Source organism: Rhodanobacter sp. FW021-MT20, from assembly GCF_041107475.1.
Taxonomy (GTDB): Bacteria; Pseudomonadota; Gammaproteobacteria; order Xanthomonadales; family Rhodanobacteraceae; genus Rhodanobacter_A; species Rhodanobacter_A glycinis.
The window spans coordinates 93,854-107,609 of record NZ_JBGBPX010000008.1; the positions used below are offsets into that span (position 1 = coordinate 93,854).

Consider the following 13,756-nt stretch of genomic DNA (forward strand, 5'->3'; position numbering starts at 1 on the left):
CGGCTTGGCGATTGTTCAAGACACCTGTCAATACGACGAGGCAGCCCAGATGCTGCCGCTGCTGGCCATGGCCGATCCGCAACGCACGCTGGCCTGGCGTGATGGTGTGGCGGTGAGCGCGGCACAGTTCCTCGATCACGTGGAACAGGTGGCCGCACGATTGCCCGACGCGCCGTCCGCGGTGAACCTGTGCGAGGACCGCTACGCTTTTCTCGTTTCTTTCTGTGCCCTTGCGCGCCGCGGCCAGGCCAACCTGCTACCGCCCTCGCGCGCGCCACAGGCGGTCGATGAGGTCATGGCGGCCCATCCCGGCTGCTATGCGTTGGGCGAGCAAGCGCTGCAGCCGGCGCCCTTGGGCTACCTGCCATTGCCGCTGCTGGAGACCGGGGCGGCAACGCTGGCAACCGCTGTCGCGCCGGCGATTCCCGCCGCGCAGACGGTGACGGTCGGCTATACCTCCGGTTCCACCGGCACGCCCCGCGCCAATGCCAAGAGCTGGCGCAACCTGCATGCCAGCACGGCGGGCAACCTGGCGATGCTGCATGCCGTGGCCGGCCCGGCGTTTGCCGTGGTGGCCACGGTGCCGCCGCAACATACCTACGGCATCGAGATGTCGGTGCTGCTGCCGCTGCTGGGTGCGGTGGCCGTCCATGCGGGGCGGCCGTTCTTTCCCGCCGATGTGGCTGCTGCATTGGCCGAGGTGCCGGCACCGCGCGTGCTGGTGACCACTCCGGTGCACCTGCGCGCGCTGGTCGAATCCGGTGTCGAATTGCCGCCGCTGGCGGCCGTGTTGTCGGCCACGGCGGCCATGCCGCCGGCCTTGGCGCGGGCGGCCGAGCAACGTTTTGGCGCGCCGCTGCTGGAAGTGTTCGGCTCCACCGAGACATGCGCGTTTGCCAGTCGACGGCTCACTGCCGACGAAGACTGGACGCTGTATCCGGACGTCCATCTGCACCCGCAGCCGGATGGCACCCGCATCGAGGCACCACAGCTCGACATGCCGGCCACGCTGGCCGATATCGTCACGTTGCATGACGAGGGGCGCCGCTTCCGCCTGTGCGGCCGCCATGCCGATCTGCTGGAAATCGCCGGCAAGCGCGCGTCGCTGGGCGACCTCACCCGTCGCCTGCTGGCCGTGCCTGGCGTACAGGACGGCGTGGTATTCCAGCTTGAGGACGCCGATGCCATCGGCGTGCGCCGCATCGCCGCGCTGGCCGTGGCGCCGGCGTTGGACGAAGCGGCCATCCTCGATGCCTTGCGCCAGTCGGTCGATCCGGTGTTCCTGCCACGTCGACTGCGCCGGGTCGAGGCGTTGCCACGCAACGAGACCGGCAAGCTGCCGCGTGCCGAGCTGCTGGCCTTGCTCGGCTAACGCTGCCTTCGCAGTCCTGCGGAACGCGTACCGGCACCACGCTCCGGCGCGTCATTCGGGCCTTGCACGCCGCTGTCTGGAATAACTTCGAACTCCCGCAGTCGCGTGTGGCACATGTCGAAATCGGTTTTTGCTCGTCATTCCTGCGAAGGCAGGAATCCAGTGGCTGTACGGCCTGAGCAGGCGTAACCGCCACTGGATCCCGGCCTGCGCCGGGATGACGAGCGGGATAGGTATTCGCACTCGAATGTCGAGTCGCCGTCTTGCTGCATTCCGCGCGATCGACAAGGAAGGCCGTCGTTCTGCCGTTACAATAGCCAGCCATCCACGCGGCAACCCTTCGGAGTCCACCTCATGAAAGTCCTGGTCATCGGCAACGGCGGTCGCGAACACGCGCTGGCGTGGAAACTCAAGCAGTCGCGGCGCGTCGATGAGGTGATCGTGGCGCCAGGCAATGCCGGCACCGCGCGCGAGCGTGGCGTGCGCAACGCCGACGTGGCTGTGACCGATCTCGACGGCCTGCTGAAGCTGGCGCAGGACGAGAAGATCGGCCTGACCGTGGTCGGCCCCGAAGTGCCGCTGGTGGCCGGCGTGGTGGACAAGTTCCGTGGCGCCGGCCTGCGCATTTTCGGGCCGCGCGCGATTGCCGCGCAGCTGGAAGGTTCCAAGGCCTTCGCCAAGGACTTCCTGCTCCGCCACAACATCCCGACGGCGCACTATGCCGTGTTCACCGAGCTGGAACCCGCGCTGGCCCATGTGCGCAAGCACGGCGCTCCGATCGTCATCAAGGCTGATGGCCTGGCCGCCGGCAAGGGCGTGGTGGTGGCGTTGACCCAGTCCGACGCCGAGCTGGCACTGCACGACATGCTCGGTGCGCACGCCTTCGGCGATGCCTCCGCCCGCGTGGTGATCGAGGAATTCCTCGACGGCGAGGAAGCCAGCTACATCGTGATGAGCGACGGCCAGCACGCGCTGCCGATGGCTTCCAGCCAGGATCACAAGCGCCGCGACGAAGGCGATCTCGGTCCCAACACCGGCGGCATGGGCGCGTACTCGCCCGCGCCGGTGGTCACGCCCGAGGTCGAGCAGCGCATCCTCAAGCAGGTGATCGAACCCACCTTGCGCGGCATGGCCGTCGAGGGAGCGCCGTTCATCGGCTTCCTCTACGCCGGCCTGATGATCGACAAGCAGGGCAACCCCAAGGTCATCGAGTTCAACGTGCGCTTCGGCGATCCGGAAACCCAGCCGATCATGTTGCGGCTGAAGTCCGACCTGGTCGAACTGATCGAGGCCGCGCTCGATGGCGAGCTGCACCATACCCGCGCGCAATGGGACGTGCGCCCGTCGCTGGGCGTGGTGATGGCCGCTGGCGGCTATCCCGGCAAGGTGAAGAGCGGCGACGTGATCGACGGCCTCGACGGCGATTTTGGACCCGACGCCAAGGTCTTCCACGCCGGGGCGAAGCTCGATGCGCAAGGGCGCGTGGTGACGGCGGGCGGTCGCGTGCTCACGGTTTGTGCGCTCGGCACGGACATCGCCACTGCGCGCGAAAACGCCTATGCCGCCGTGGAGAAGATCCGTTTCGACGGCGCGTTCTGCCGGCGCGATATTGCGCACCGGGCATTGCATCGGTCGTAGGAATTCACCGGCGCGGCGGCAAGGTACGAGTTTGCTTGTGCGCTTTGTCTTGATCGCGCAACGACAGAATTTCATCTGGGCGGATAGACGTCCAGATGGCGGCGTTTGCTTGAACGGAACGCCGCCGCCCCGGTGATCGAGGCGTGGAAAATCAGGGCAGCGTGATGGTCAGGCTGGCGGTGCGCGCCGGCATTTGCACCAGGTCGTGGTAGGCGGCCAGGCGATGGGTGGTGTCCTTCTGCAGCGCCACGTGCAGCGAGAAGTAACCGATAAGCCCGGCCACGACCAGCACGGCGGCGGCAGCCCACAACGGGACGGTGCGGCGCAGGACATTGGCGACGCGATCCGGTGGCGCCCAGTGCGGCGCAAAGCCGGTGCGCTTGCCTTTCAGGTAGACGATCTCGTCGCCCAGGCGTGCGGTGAGATAGCCGAGTTTCTCGCTGCCTTCCAGGCGGTACTTGCCCTCGAAGCCGAGCAGCAGGCAGAAGTAGCACACCTCCAGCGACTGCAGCCGTGCGGCGCCCTGGGCACGCAATTGTTCCAGCCGCACGAAGAAATTCTCGCCGGCCAGGTGGTCGCCGAACAGCGCCAGCTGCAGGGGCTTGCGCGCCCACTCCTCGCGGAAGCTGCAGGTGGAGCCGAGGATGGCCTCGTCCACCACGGCGCAATAGGCGTACTTGGCAGCATGGACATCCTCGGCGGGGATGCCCTCGCGGCTGGCGTTGCGTTCCATGTTGGCCAGGAACTGGCGCACCGCGTCGGCGAACGGCTGCTCGGCCAGCGGCACCTGGCCACGCTTGATCAGCAGCAGCATGTAGAAGCCGTCCGACATCAGGTCGAGCAGGCTGCGCGGTGCGCCGGCGGCCGGGGCGGCAGGCGTGGCGGCGGGTTGGGGCGTGCGGTTGTCCGTCATGGCGTGAGTGCGATCAGTTCAAGCTTGAGTTCGGGGATGCCCGAAGGCACGTAGATCATGATCGATTGCGATTTCAGCATGCGCTCGTAGAGCGGGCCGCGCGCCTCGACCGCGAAGTAGGTGCTGCCGGGGCGCACCGGGATGGCCGCGGGAATCTGCGGCGAATGGCTGAGGCTGACGCCGGGGAGCGCCGACAGCACGGCTTTCTCCACGTCGTCGGGGGCGCCGATCTTGAAGCGCACCGGCACCACGCTGACCAGTTCGGCGGCAGGCATGGCCGCGCCCACGGCAAGGTAGAACGCGGACTTCTCGTCGATGCGTTGCGAGTCGATCCGGCCCAGGTGGTACGACGGGCGAACCTCGGTCAGGCTGATGCCGAAGTAGCGCGCGGAAATCACCGTGTCGATCAGTTCGCGGATGATCTTGAACAGTTTGTCGAAGCCGGGGCCGGGCTCGGCGTGGTTGTATGCGGGCAGGTCGGAAAGCTGGTGCGCCGGCGAGAACGTCAGCAGCGAGCCGGCCAGCCGCAGCAGTTCCTGGTGCAATCGTTCGGGTGCCAGGCCCGGATGCTGGTACAGGTGCGCCAGCGCCGCGAATGCGGCATTGGCGGTGTGCAGCAGCCAGAACGAGGCAATGTCACCCGAGCGGAACTCGATGATGTTTTGCGAGGGTTCGCGGTGCAGGCCGATCAGTGCCTGCGCCTTCGCCTGCAGCGCATCGAGCAGGCGCCGCAGTTGCAGGAACAGGGTGGGTGATGCGCGCAGGCTTACCGAGGGCGGCACGTAGTGCGCATCGGCCTCGAAGCTGCCGGTGCTGCTGCGGCGCAGCCGGATCAGCGGCACCGTGACGTAGGCGTCGCGCGACTGATCGTCGGTGAGCAGGCGCACCGATTTCTTCAGGTAGGCCAGCTCCGCTTCCGCGGCGTCGGAATAGACGTCGGCGGTGGCCACGTCGTTCTGCACGTAACGGGCGGTGGCATCGGTGGCGTCGCGCGCGCAGTTGCCGCCGTATTCCTTCAGCAGCGGCAGGGCGAGATAGATGGTGACTTCCTGCGTGCCCGGCGGCAGGCTGTCCAGCGAAATCGGCGGCGGCAGTTCGTCGGCATCCGGGGCGGTGTACAGCTCGCCATCGGGGAAGACCACCGACACCTGCAACGGGCGCAGCGTGCCGGTCGCCAGGCTCTGGTTGTCGAAACGCAGCTGGCGCACGCCCCAGCCGTACGGGTGCAGCGCCTGGCTGGTCTCGTGCAGACGCGACTCGTGATAGGCGTCCTGGCGTTGGAAATGTTGCGGGCGAAGGAACAATCCCTCGCCCCAGAATAGCTTGGCTGCTTGACTCACGTGAGCCTCGTCCTGATCCGTGGGTTGACGTGGATGCGGGCGACTGCGTGCCGCGCCGATCCATGGCAAGTGCCGTCGGCAAGCGTGGCTTGCAGCACGGCGTGATGGGGCAAATGCGCGCTCATGAGCCCGGCTTCGGGCAATGCACGGAGGCCAGCGAGCCCGGATTGTCCGGCAGCTCGGTGACCAGCGCGCCGGCCGTGGATGACATTGCGCAGGCATGCACGCCCAAGGTGATGCCGCTGGCAGTCGAACGCTTCACGTCGTAGGCGAAACGCCAGCGTTGCGCCGCCGGCGCGCGGAAAAGCGCCACGAAAGCGAGGTAGCGCGTATCCAGCGGCATGTGTTCGGTGCTGATGTAACGCTGGTCCGGCAGCAGCAGCATCTCGCGACTGTCGATCAAATCGTCGCCCAGCGCCGCCTGGGTCTTGCTCTTGTCGAGGAAGTCGTCGAACGGTGTCTGCTTGAACCGCTCCAGCGAACGCAGGTGGTACACCTTCACCACCAGCGCCAGCGCCTTGCGGCTCTGGCCGGCATTGAGGTTCTGCGCGGTGAAGATGCGCAGGGGCAATTGCTGTTCGGTGGGCGCCGGTGGCGCGGGCTTGGCCAGGCCGACCGCCTGCATCATCCGCTCGATCGTGCCGGTCGTGGCGTTCGCCTGGGTCGCTGCATCATCGACCTGGCTCGCCGTATTGCTGGCCGACGAGGGCATCGAGCCGCCACTGCTGGCGCAGCCGGCGAGCAGCAGGATCATCGACGCGGCAAGACAGTGAAGGAGGCGGCGGGGAGGGAAGTGCATGTCCATGTATGCGAAAAATGTCCGTGGAATTTTCACAGGGAACAGCGCGACGTGTTGTAGTCGATCCCTGACAACGCTGTATGAATCGGGCTCCCCGTGAGTTGCCGTCGATCGATTCCGGCCGTGCGTTGCAGGTTTCCTGCACTCTGCAAACGCAGTCGCAGCATCATCATAAAGGCGATAAGTGCGATTTTCTTCATGATGAAACAACACATCGACAGATTGTGATAACTGGCTTGCGTTTCCGCGGATTGCGGGTTGCATCACCATGCGTACTCGTATAGAAAGTCGGCCGAATACCGTCGCATCTGGAGCGCCTTTCACGAGGTCCGCGACGTCGTCAATACGGGATGACATGGAGATTTACCGGTGAAGATGGCTCACGTACGTGCCGCGATGTTGCTGCTGCTGATTCCCGCCTTCGCCGGATGCAGCATGCTGCATCGGTCCAAGACCAAGCCGGTTGCCGTGCATCCCTACGACCAGTTGATGCAGCAGGCCGATGCCCGTTACAACGCACAGGATGTCGACGGCGCCAAGGCGCTTTACAGCAAGGCGGCCGCCGCCGACCCCACGCGCGAGAATCCTTGGTATCGCCTCGCCCAGATCAATTTCGATCAGCAAAACTACGGCCGTGCCATCGTCGATGCGCAGGAAGTGCTGCAACGCAATCCGTCCGACAGCAATGCCGAGAGCATTCTCACCGTGGCGGGCCTGCGCGTGGCCGTGCAGGCCCTTGGACGCCTGCACGACGAGTCCAATCAGCAAGGGCCGGCGCATGTCGAAGCCGAGAAGCTCGCCGCGAAAATGCGCGAGACACTCGGCCAGAGCGTGCTGGTACCACCCGAGGCCAAGCCGGTCGAGCGCAAGCCCGTTCGGCGTCGCGTCACTCGGCATGTCGCGCCGGCACCCCGTCCCGCAGCGGCTCCCGCCCCTGCGCCCGCTCCATCCGCCCCGGCCAGTGACAACCCGTTCCAGGCATTGCCTGGCGGCAGCCTCTGACACCGAGCTACCCGCTACAGGCCCATCATCGGAGAGATACTCATGGCCAAGAAGGAAAGCATCCAGAAGCGCCTACAGAAGGTGCGTCCACCTCGTGTTCAGCTGACCTACGAGGTGGAGAAGGGCGATGCCATCGAACAGAAGGAACTGCCCTTCGTCGCGGGCGTGCTGGGCGATTTCAGCGGCAACCCCGAACAGGCCCTGCCGCGTCTGCGCGATCGCAAGTTCGTCAATATCGATCTCGACAATTTCGATGACGTGATGTCGGGCATGGCGCCGCGCGCCACCTACCGCGTGCCCAATACCATCGGCGGCGAAGGCGAATTCGGCATCGAGCTGAAGTTCAAGTCGATCGACGATTTCCGCCCGGAAGCCGTGGTGCAGCAGGTCGAGCCGTTGCGCAAACTGCTCGAGGCCCGCAGTAAGCTGGCCGATTTGCGCAACAAGCTGGCCGGCAACGAGAAGCTTGAGGACATCCTCAACGATGTGCTCACCAACACCGAGAAGCTCAAGCAGCTGGGTGTCGAAGCAGGCGAGGATCAGGCATGAACACCGACGCTGCGGGTAGCGCCGTCAAACAGGCCGAAGCCGTCGAAGGCGATGGCCTGCTCGACCAGATCGTCGAACAGAGTCGCGTCGCCAAGTCCGGCGCGGAACACCAGCGTGCCAAGGACATCATCTCCGAGCTGGCTCGCGAGGTGATGAGCGGCACCGTGGTCGTCTCCGACAACCTCAACCGAACCCTCGACGCCCGTGTGGCCGAGCTCGATCAGATGATCTCCGAGCAGCTCAGCGCGGTGATGCATGCCGCCGAGTTCAAGGCGCTCGAGTCCAGCTGGCGCGGCCTGCATTACCTGTGCGAGCAGACCTCCACCGGCGCCATGATGAAGATCAAGGTGCTCAACGCGTCGAAGAAGGAACTGAACCGCGACTTCAAGTCCGCGCTCGACTTCGACCAGAGTACGTTGTTCAAGAAGGTCTACGAGGAAGAATTCGGCACCTTCGGCGGTGCGCCGTTTGGGGCCCTGCTGGGCGATTTCCAGATTGGCCGGCAGCCCGAGGACATGTATTTCATGGAGCAGATGTCGCACGTCGCGGCCGCTGCCCATGCGCCGTTCATTTCCGCGGCCGCTCCCGAATTGATGGGGTTGGAAAGCTTTGCCGACCTTGGCAAGCCGCGCGACCTGGCCAAGGTGTTCGATACGGTCGAATACGCCAAGTGGAAATCGCTGCGCGAATCCGAGGATGGGCGCTACGTCAGCCTCACCCTGCCGCGCTTCCTCGGTCGCCTGCCCTACAACCCGAAGGATGGCACCACGGTCGAGGGTTTCAACTTCGTCGAGGACGTGGACGGCACTGACCACATGAAGTACCTGTGGTGCAACACCGCCTACGCCTTCGGTGCGCGTCTCACCCACGCGTTCGAAGACTTTGGCTGGTGTGCAGCAATTCGCGGTGTCGAAGGTGGTGGCCTGGTCGAGGACCTGCCCACCCACACCTTCCGCACGGACGACGGCGAAGTGGCGCTCAAGTGCCCCACCGAAATCGCCATCACCGACCGTCGCGAGAAGGAACTCAGCGACCTCGGCTTCATCCCGCTGGTGCATTGCAAGAACACCGATTACGCGGCGTTCTTCGGTGCGCAATCGGTGCAGAAGCCGCGCAAGTACAACACCGATGCGGCCAATGCCAATGCGGCGCTTTCCGCACAGTTGCAGTACATCTTCGCGGTGTCGCGAGTGGCGCACTACCTGAAGGCGATGATGCGCGACAAGATTGGCAGCTTCGCCTCGACCTCCAGCGTGGAATCGTTCCTCAACCGCTGGATCACCCAGTATGTACTGCTGGATGACAACGCAACGCAGGAAGCCAAGGCCCAGTTCCCGTTGCGTGAAGCATCCATCCAGGTGTCGGAAGTGCCGGGCCGCCCCGGTGCCTACCGCGCGGTGGCTTTCCTGCGTCCGCATTACCAGCTCGACGAGCTTTCGGTATCGCTGCGGCTCGTGGCGGAGCTGCCTTCCTCGGTGAAGAGCTGATCGCTCCAGCCGAATTGCAAGAAGCGCGTACCTCCTGTCGGGTACGCGTGAAGTTCCAACCCTCACTATCCACTTTCCGTCAAGGATGAAATCATGAAGGACATCTACATCAAGTTCGGCAATCCGGCCATCAAGGGTGAATCGCAGGACAAGGATCACCCGCAATGGATCGAGGCCAGCTCCTGGACCCATCACATCGCGCAGCCGAAGTCGGCCACCGCTTCCACCTCGGGCGGTTTCACCGCCGAGCGTTGCGAGCATGGCGACATGGTGTTCACCAAGGACATCGACGTGGTCAGCCCGCAGCTGTTCCAGTCGTGCTCCGGCGGCACCACCTTCGACGAGGTGACGATCGATTTCATGCGTGCCGATGGTGAAGGCAAGCGCGTGAAGTACCTGGAAATCCTGCTGAAGAAGGTCATCGTGGCCAGCGTGACGCCGTCGGTGCAGACCGAAGGCCTGCCCACCGAAACGTTCGCGCTGAAGTACGCCGCCGTGCAGTGGCGCTACACCCAGCAGAAGATCGGCGGCGGCCAGGGCGGCAGCTCGCAGGGTGCCTGGAGCCTGACCAAGAACGACAAGACCTACAACGTCTGATCGTTTGACGGATGGTGTGGTGTCGCGGTCATCCGCGACACCACATTGATTCGGGCGGAAAGTTTCCGACAGTTCGTCGGCGGCCCGCCACGGCCCGGCGGAGGAATCGGATCATGAAAGGCTTCGAGCCGAGCCTGCTGGACAAGCTGTTCGACGACGCACCACGCGAAGCCGCGTACGGCATGGTCAAGCGACTGTCGAACGAGGAATTCAAGGATTCGGTGGCGCGTGACGTCGAAGGTCTGCTGAACAATCGCTTCGTGGTGGCCGAGGACGTGCTCAAGCGCTTCCCCCACTGCCAGCGCTCGCTTGCCACCTATGGCATCCATGATTTCTCCGGACGCAGCCTGGCCAGTTCGGACGACCGTGCGTTCATCTGTCACTCGCTGGAACTGGCAATATCCCGGCACGAGCCGCGCCTGACCAATGTCCGCGTGCTGCTGGACCAGGGCCAGCGCACCACCGGAGCACTGCGCTTTTCCATCAGCGCCCTGCTGGTGGTGCACCCATCGCGCGAACCGATCAATTTCGACGCCTTGCTGCAACCCACCACGCTGCAGTACTCGGTCAGTCGCAACCGGCGTGCGGCGGCATGACCTCGATAGATCACGACAAAGGAGACCAGACATGACATGGACTTATCATCAATCGACCGGTGTGATCGATCACGATGGCATGAACGTGGGCACCGGCTATGCGGGCAAGGGAAAGTGCCGCAACGTGCCTCACGCGCAGATCCATTCGAAGGAAGGGCCGTTGCCGCAAGGCCGATATACCATCGCCAGCCATTTTGTTGATGACTCGGCCGCCGGCAAGAATTCGCTTCGACTCACCCACGATTCGAAGAATCGAATGTACGGGCGTTCCCGGTTCCTGATTCACGGCGATGATTCCGGGCATGTCGGCGATTCGTCAGAGGGCGGCATCGTTGCCTCCTACAACATTCGCCAGCTGATGTTGCACAGCGGCGACAAGGCTTTGGTCGTGGTGCCGTGAGATATGAGCTGCGGCCAACCCCGCATTCGGACTGACACTCGTCATGCGTGGTCGACCAGCCAGGATTTGCCTCGTCCCACAGGGTGCTGACAAACAAATATTCCCCCAGGCATCAAAGATCGGAAGTCGAGCCAAGCTGAGGGGCACGCAGGTGTCCGGAAACCCTTGAGAACCCATGGAAGACCTGCTCCCCTACTACGAACGTGAATTGGCATTCCTGCGACGTTACTCGCGGGATTTTGCCGAGCGCTATCCGAAGATCGCGGGTCGTTTGCTGCTGGTCGGTGACATCAGCGAAGACCCGCATGTCGAGCGACTGATCGAGTCGTTTGCGCTGATGGGCGCGCGCATCTCCAAGAAGATCGAGGACGACTACCCGGAATTCACCGAGGCGCTGCTGGAAGTGCTTTACCCGCACTATCTGCGCCCGTTTCCCTCCTGCTCGATCGCCCATTTCGATCTCGGCAAGTCCGGGGCGCAATTGTCGGCACCGGTATCGATTCCGCGTGGCACCGAACTGTTGTCGCGCCCGGTGCGTGGCGGCCCGTGTCGCTTCCGCACTGCCTACGACGTCCATCTCACGCCGCTGCGCATTGCCGCGGCGCAATTCCAGCCGGTGGCCCAGGTGCCGCCGCATGTACGTCTGCCGGCGCAGTCGTGTGCACAGATCACGCTGCGTTTCGAACTGCAGTCCCAGCACGCATCGCTGGGCGCTCTTGGCGTGGAGCGGGCACGCGTGTTCATCGATGGCGAGCCCTCGTTCTGCGCGGTATTGCGTGACACGCTCGCGTTGAAGGTGGATCGCGCCTACGTGGAGGCGGGCGACGGCGGGCGCTGGACGCGCCTGGACGGCAATCCGTTCGCACCGGTCGGCATGGCCGACGACGAGGCGCTGATCGATTACCCGGCGCGTTCGCACCCGGCGTATCGCCTGTTGACCGAACTGTTCGCCTTCCCCGAGAAGTTCGGTTTCTTCGACATCGACTTGCGCCGCGCTGGTGCCCTCGGTGGCAAGCAGTTCGCGCTGCACCTGATCCTGCGCGACGTGGCTTCCGATTCGGTACCGGCGCGTTTGCTCGAAGGACTGGCGCCGGCCAACGTGCTGCTTGGCTGCACGCCGGTGGTCAATCTGTTCCAGCAGCATGCCGAGCCGATTCGCATCACCCACACCAGCACGTCTTATCCGGTGGTGGCCGACGCCCGCCGCGCTTACGCCTACGAAGTACACGCGATCGACAGCGTGGCGCGCGTGCAGCAGACCGCGCAAGGCGAGTCCGTCGTCGAATTCCGCCCGTTCTATTCGTTGCGCCACGGTGAGAATCCCGAGCGAACCGAGCATTACTGGGTGGCTACCCGCAATGATGCGGTGGCCCAGCAGAGCCCCGGCTACGAGCTGGAGCTGTCGATGGTGGACGTGAATTTCGACCCGGTGACGCCCAAGACCGACGTGCTCAGCCTGGAGCTGACCTGCAGCAATCGCGACCTGCCATCGCAGCTGGCCTATGGCGTGCCTGGTGGCGATCTCACCATGGAAGGCGGTTCGGTGGCGCGCAGCATTTCGCTGTTGCGCAAACCTACCGCGTCGCTGCGTTTCGATACGGGCCGCGGCGCGCAGTGGCGATTGATTTCGCACTTGTCGCTGAATCACATCTCGCTGGTCGAAGGGGGCGCCACGGCGTTGAAGGAAATGCTGCGCCTGTACGACCTGCCGCGCTCGGCTACGTCGGCGCGGCAGATCGACGGCATCGCCAGCCTGGAACATCGAGCCGTGACCACGTGGCTGCCCGGCCGGCATTTCGCCAGCGTGGCCCGTGGCACGGAAATCCGCATCGGCATCGACGAGGATCATTTCGTCGGTACCGGCATTCATGCGTTCGCGAGCGTGCTCGACCATTTCTTCGGGCTGTACGTGCACGCCAACAGCTTCACCCAACTTGTCCTGCTGTCCAGTCGCAGCGGCGAGGAACTGATCCGATGTCCGGCGCGAAGCGGCGAATCGACCCTGGTGTAGCGCAGCGGCTGCTCGACGCGCCGCATCGCTTCCAGTTTTTCCAGGCCGTGCGCGTACTGGAGCACTTGTTCGTGCGCAACGGTGCGCGTCCGCAGGACGTGGTGACGCGCAAGCTGCGTTTCCGCAACACCTTGTCGATGGGTTTCCCGGCCAGCGAAATCGAGCAGCTGCGCGCCTATGCCGCGGACGACGCGCCACTGCCGATGTCCGAGGATGGCCAGTCGCCAGCCTGGAATGCGCTGGCGGAAGTCGACCTGACCCCGGCCTTCATGGGCATGCTGGGCGGCCGTGGCGTGTTGCCGTACGGCTATACCGAGCAGCTTGGCGAGCGGGAGACCTATCACCGCGACCATGCCGCGCGTGCCTTCCTCGACATCTTCAACAACCGCGCCATGGCCTTGTTTTACGGCGCATGGAAGAAGTACCGGCTGGCGTTCCAGTATGAACTGGACAAGCGCGAGCGCTTCCTGCCGCTGGTAATGTCGCTGGCCGGCATGGGTTCGCCGGCATTGCGTTCACGCCTGGCGGAAGGCGAGGGCGCGGTGTTCGACCAGGCCATCGCCTATTACAGCGCCGGCATCGGCCAGCGCCCGTTGTCCGCGGCCTTCCTGCAGCGCATGTTGCGCGAGTACTTCGACGCCGATATCCGGCTGGAGCAATTCGTCGGCGCGTGGTACGCGGTGCCCCCCGAACAGCGCTCACGTCTGGGCGAAGGCAATGCCGTGCTCGGTCGCAATGCCTTGTCCGGCGAGCGCGTATGGCAGCGCGACCTGCGCATGCGCCTGTGGGTCGGTCCGCTGCGGCGCACGCGTTTCGAGGAATTTCTGCCCGGCGGCAAGGCCTCCGCGGCACTGGCCAAGTGGCTGACCCTGCTGGGTGGCGATTCACTCGAATACGAAGTGCGCCTGGTGCTGCACAAGGACGACGTGCGTTCCACCGGGCTCACGCCTCTCAACGGCGGCCGGCTTGGCTGGGATGCCATCGTCAATACCCAGCCCGCGAACGACCATCGCGCCGACGCCAGCTATCTCGTACACACTCTGAACTAAGGC

At 64.6% G+C, this 13,756-nt stretch carries 14 protein-coding genes; 10 read left to right on the forward strand and 4 right to left on the reverse strand.

Annotated features, from left to right (window positions below; all coding sequences use genetic code 11):
- Positions 1 to 4 precede the first annotated feature (4 nt).
- Positions 5 to 1,372, forward strand: a complete 1,368-nt coding sequence (locus AB7849_RS10495) for an AMP-binding protein (RefSeq protein WP_037099112.1) — start codon at positions 5 to 7, stop codon at positions 1,370 to 1,372.
- 354 nt (positions 1,373 to 1,726) lie between these two features.
- On the forward strand, positions 1,727 to 3,010 hold the full coding sequence (gene purD / locus AB7849_RS10500; RefSeq protein ID WP_008209987.1) for a phosphoribosylamine--glycine ligase: 1,284 nt from the start codon (positions 1,727 to 1,729) through the stop codon (positions 3,008 to 3,010).
- Between the two features lie 151 nt (positions 3,011 to 3,161).
- On the opposite strand, the gene icmH is transcribed toward purD, so the two are convergent.
- From icmH to AB7849_RS10520, 4 genes are all read right to left on the reverse strand, one after another.
- Positions 3,162 to 3,923, reverse strand: coding sequence for a type IVB secretion system protein IcmH/DotU (gene icmH / locus AB7849_RS10505; RefSeq protein WP_008209985.1), 762 nt, complete (start codon positions 3,921 to 3,923; stop codon positions 3,162 to 3,164).
- The gene (gene tssK, locus AB7849_RS10510; RefSeq protein ID WP_008209983.1) at positions 3,920 to 5,263 is read right to left on the reverse strand and encodes a type VI secretion system baseplate subunit TssK; all 1,344 of its coding nucleotides are present in this window, start codon (positions 5,261 to 5,263) and stop codon (positions 3,920 to 3,922) included. Before tssK ends, icmH begins: the two co-directional genes overlap by 4 nt.
- Positions 5,264 to 5,384: 121 nt before the next feature.
- Positions 5,385 to 6,062 carry a type VI secretion system lipoprotein TssJ gene (tssJ, locus tag AB7849_RS10515; RefSeq protein ID WP_037099108.1) on the reverse strand — a complete coding sequence of 226 codons (678 nt, stop codon included), beginning with the start codon at positions 6,060 to 6,062 and terminating at the stop codon, positions 5,385 to 5,387.
- A 32-nt stretch (positions 6,063 to 6,094) separates the two neighbouring features.
- Positions 6,095 to 6,262: a hypothetical protein gene (locus AB7849_RS10520; RefSeq protein ID WP_369501051.1), complete on the reverse strand. Its 168-nt coding sequence runs from the start codon at positions 6,260 to 6,262 to the stop codon at positions 6,095 to 6,097.
- A gap of 169 nt (positions 6,263 to 6,431) precedes the next feature.
- Here AB7849_RS10520 and AB7849_RS10525 point away from each other — a divergent pair, with 169 nt between their 5' ends.
- The 8 genes from AB7849_RS10525 (at position 6,432) to tssG (ending at position 13,753) form a co-directional block, all read left to right on the forward strand.
- Complete coding sequence (locus AB7849_RS10525) at positions 6,432 to 7,064, forward strand: tetratricopeptide repeat protein (RefSeq protein ID WP_008209979.1); 633 nt, start codon at positions 6,432 to 6,434, stop codon at positions 7,062 to 7,064.
- A 42-nt stretch (positions 7,065 to 7,106) separates the two neighbouring features.
- Positions 7,107 to 7,613 (forward strand): type VI secretion system contractile sheath small subunit, encoded by a 507-nt coding sequence (tssB, locus tag AB7849_RS10530; RefSeq protein ID WP_008210597.1) that lies wholly within the window; start codon positions 7,107 to 7,109, stop codon positions 7,611 to 7,613.
- Positions 7,610 to 9,100: a type VI secretion system contractile sheath large subunit gene (gene tssC, locus AB7849_RS10535; RefSeq protein ID WP_369501052.1), complete on the forward strand. Its 1,491-nt coding sequence runs from the start codon at positions 7,610 to 7,612 to the stop codon at positions 9,098 to 9,100. Before tssB ends, tssC begins: the two co-directional genes overlap by 4 nt.
- Before the next feature lie 93 nt (positions 9,101 to 9,193).
- A complete protein-coding gene (locus AB7849_RS10540) occupies positions 9,194 to 9,697 on the forward strand; it encodes an Hcp family type VI secretion system effector (protein ID WP_008210599.1) in 504 nt (167 codons plus the stop codon).
- A 113-nt stretch (positions 9,698 to 9,810) separates the two neighbouring features.
- Positions 9,811 to 10,293, forward strand: coding sequence for a type VI secretion system baseplate subunit TssE (gene tssE, locus AB7849_RS10545; RefSeq protein WP_008210600.1), 483 nt, complete (start codon positions 9,811 to 9,813; stop codon positions 10,291 to 10,293).
- 79 nt (positions 10,294 to 10,372) lie between these two features.
- Positions 10,373 to 10,693, forward strand: coding sequence for a tlde1 domain-containing protein (locus AB7849_RS10550; RefSeq protein ID WP_237711798.1), 321 nt, complete (start codon positions 10,373 to 10,375; stop codon positions 10,691 to 10,693).
- Between the two features lie 175 nt (positions 10,694 to 10,868).
- Positions 10,869 to 12,704 (forward strand): type VI secretion system baseplate subunit TssF, encoded by a 1,836-nt coding sequence (gene tssF, locus AB7849_RS10555; protein ID WP_008210602.1) that lies wholly within the window; start codon positions 10,869 to 10,871, stop codon positions 12,702 to 12,704.
- On the forward strand, positions 12,668 to 13,753 hold the full coding sequence (tssG, locus tag AB7849_RS10560; protein ID WP_008210603.1) for a type VI secretion system baseplate subunit TssG: 1,086 nt from the start codon (positions 12,668 to 12,670) through the stop codon (positions 13,751 to 13,753). Before tssF ends, tssG begins: the two co-directional genes overlap by 37 nt.
- The last annotated feature ends 3 nt before the right edge of the window (positions 13,754 to 13,756 follow it).